The sequence below is a fragment of the Zooshikella harenae genome, from assembly GCF_018837975.1.
Taxonomy (GTDB): Bacteria; Pseudomonadota; Gammaproteobacteria; order Pseudomonadales; family Zooshikellaceae; genus Zooshikella; species Zooshikella harenae.
Genome location: NZ_JAGSOY010000198.1, coordinates 1 through 2,235, shown reverse-complemented (window position 1 = coordinate 2,235; position 2,235 = coordinate 1). Strand labels below are relative to the sequence as shown.

Here is a 2,235-nt window from a genome sequence, read left to right as displayed (position 1 = left end):
AATAACTGGTCACTATTGTAGGCGAAAGCCATGAGGGGCTAAGGAATGGACGTCACAAGGCTACGATCTGTTACAAGAATGGTTGGCTATATACCTGCTTTTACCTGATTAGAAATCAGCTTCCTATCCATTAGCATTTAACTGCTCATTGATATGATTAATTAAATAAGAAACATTCGAGATTAACGCGTCTATTATTTCTTTTGTAATTTCAATTTGTTTATCATCTTTACTTTTTCCATTTCTGTGAACAAGATCATGCCGAATATTAATCGCTTTAAATATTTCCCCTAGATTTGGTGGAAAGTTTACATTTAGTGTTGTTTTATACATTGGTTTGATTTTCTTTATGTTGTGCCATAGCTGAGAAAGCAAATATTCTTTTACCTCATCCTTTATTCCTTCATATTTGGAAAATACTTCTGATAAATTAAATGTTTTCTTGGTAAACTCCGGAGTCTTTTCAACAAAGGTACGAATATGACTATCATCGTTAAGTACTGTATTTATAAATGCATCCGATAAGTATGTCTCTACAGCAGTTATCACACTGACGTACAACAAACCAAAAAGATGCGCCTGTGCTGCACCACCAACATTTGCTGCTAATATCTCATTAATATGTGCTATGCTGTCGTTGAATGATTTGAAGTACTCGTTATCAGCTAAGATTAATTCAAGATAATCATCTTCGTAATCGCTAGGCTTTTCCGCACTCGTCCACTCAGGACAATCCATTGATAAATCATGTGCCAATTCTTTAATTACATCATCTGGGACATAGTCACTAAATATAGATAGCTCATCATACGCATCATATGGACCACCCCAAATATAGATATAACCACCTTCCGCTGACTCAAACGGTGTTCTTTCTACAGGGTCTTCATAACGTTCAAAAAACCATGTGCGCATAGTCTCAATTTGTTCATCTCGAGACATTCCTTTTAAGTCACTAAGAAGAACATCTGTGGAATCTATTGTTATTGACGGAATTGCTTCTGTATCCATTGGTTTCTTCTAATTTCCAACTATTAATAAATGTCTCTATAAAAAAACATTACCCAATATTGATATACAACATCAACAGCAATTTAGTCTCACTTAAACCAATAGCCCCCTCAATAGCCTAGTTACTTATTTTTTTACCAGCTTAACTCTTCTTTTGATGCTTGATTTTGCTCGTTGTACATCATAAGAATTGTATTGTAGTTGCACATATCTATACTGCAATATTGCTGCATAACTTGATCAAGTAGCTTCCTATTTTTAATCTTGGTTAACTGTTTAAAAGCTTTTAGTTCTTCTTTTTCCATCATTCTAAGTGTCAAAGCATCTGCCATCCCAATTTGACTATATGTTTGTTTAACACTCTCTTTAATCTGGTTTATAACTTCAACTTTTTCTTCTTCAGATCCCTTAAAATCTAACGGATGGATTATTGACCTAGCAGCAATACTTACTAGAGGGAACATTATGATTAATATAAGTGACAGAATTCTGCTCATTACTCTCTCCTTGTACTGATCTTAAGATGGCTAACAACCACTGTTATCCATTCATGATAAGCAGGATTATCAACCATTTTATAAAACCATTTAAGTGGGCTGTCAGTGTTTACCCGATTAAGTTTGTGGGGCTGATTGTTCAATATTTTGTTTAGGTGCGCCACGTGTCAGACGCCAAACAATTGCAGCAATGAACAGCACAACATGAAAGCCAACGTAAAACCAATATATTGAGCCAGCCTCAGTTGGAGCACTGGTAGTAGTTGTTCCAAGGTCTAGGGCTCCAGAGGACGCCGCGTCACTAATCATGATACTAGGGCTAAGAAAAGCTGTATTGATTATATTAATACCAAAGGTAACCCCTGATAGCGTCGGTTGCGATCGAAACGCTATTATTGCCATTAAGCTACAAAGCATAGCAATAAACACACCTCCAACAGGAATAAAAATTGATAGCGCACTGAAAACTAATGCGACAATGGATAAAGCTTTCATATTGCCTTTTCCTTATGCAATTATTGAGTAGTATTAAACCAACTATTAATATACTTCACTATGACAAAAACATTATGAAGCACTACCGTACAAAACCCAGATATAATATTAAATCTCACTCATACCAACAACCCTATCAGAGCCTGACTGCTTAGACTTCTAGTAAAATACGACTGTTAGCTGGTAATCATTATAAGGCTACGATCTGTTACAAGATGGGATTTTTAACGGT

3 protein-coding genes are annotated in these 2,235 nt (G+C 35.6%); all 3 read right to left on the bottom strand.

Annotation, left to right across the window (positions count from 1 at the left end):
- Window positions 1-123: 123 nt before the first annotated feature.
- The 3 genes from KCG35_RS24760 to KCG35_RS24750 all read right to left on the bottom strand — a co-directional run bounded on the left by KCG35_RS24760 (window position 124) and on the right by KCG35_RS24750 (window position 2,003).
- Entirely contained in the window at window positions 124-1,011 is an 888-nt protein-coding gene (locus KCG35_RS24760; RefSeq protein ID WP_215822526.1) for a HEPN domain-containing protein, read from the bottom strand.
- A gap of 134 nt (window positions 1,012-1,145) precedes the next feature.
- Window positions 1,146-1,508, bottom strand: a complete 363-nt coding sequence (locus KCG35_RS24755; protein WP_215822525.1) for a hypothetical protein — start codon at window positions 1,506-1,508, stop codon at window positions 1,146-1,148.
- 117 nt (window positions 1,509-1,625) lie between these two features.
- Window positions 1,626-2,003, bottom strand: a complete 378-nt coding sequence (locus KCG35_RS24750) for a hypothetical protein (protein ID WP_215822524.1) — start codon at window positions 2,001-2,003, stop codon at window positions 1,626-1,628.
- Between the last annotated feature and the right edge of the window lie 232 nt (window positions 2,004-2,235).

Excerpts from the sequence above, each read along its gene's own strand:
- KCG35_RS24760 (WP_215822526.1), bottom strand. The coding sequence starts at position 1,011 with ATGGATACAGAAGCAATTCCGTCAATAACAATAGATTCCACAGATGTT.
- KCG35_RS24755 (WP_215822525.1), bottom strand. The coding sequence starts at position 1,508 with ATGAGCAGAATTCTGTCACTTATATTAATCATAATGTTCCCTCTAGTA.
- KCG35_RS24750 (WP_215822524.1), bottom strand. The coding sequence starts at position 2,003 with ATGAAAGCTTTATCCATTGTCGCATTAGTTTTCAGTGCGCTATCAATT.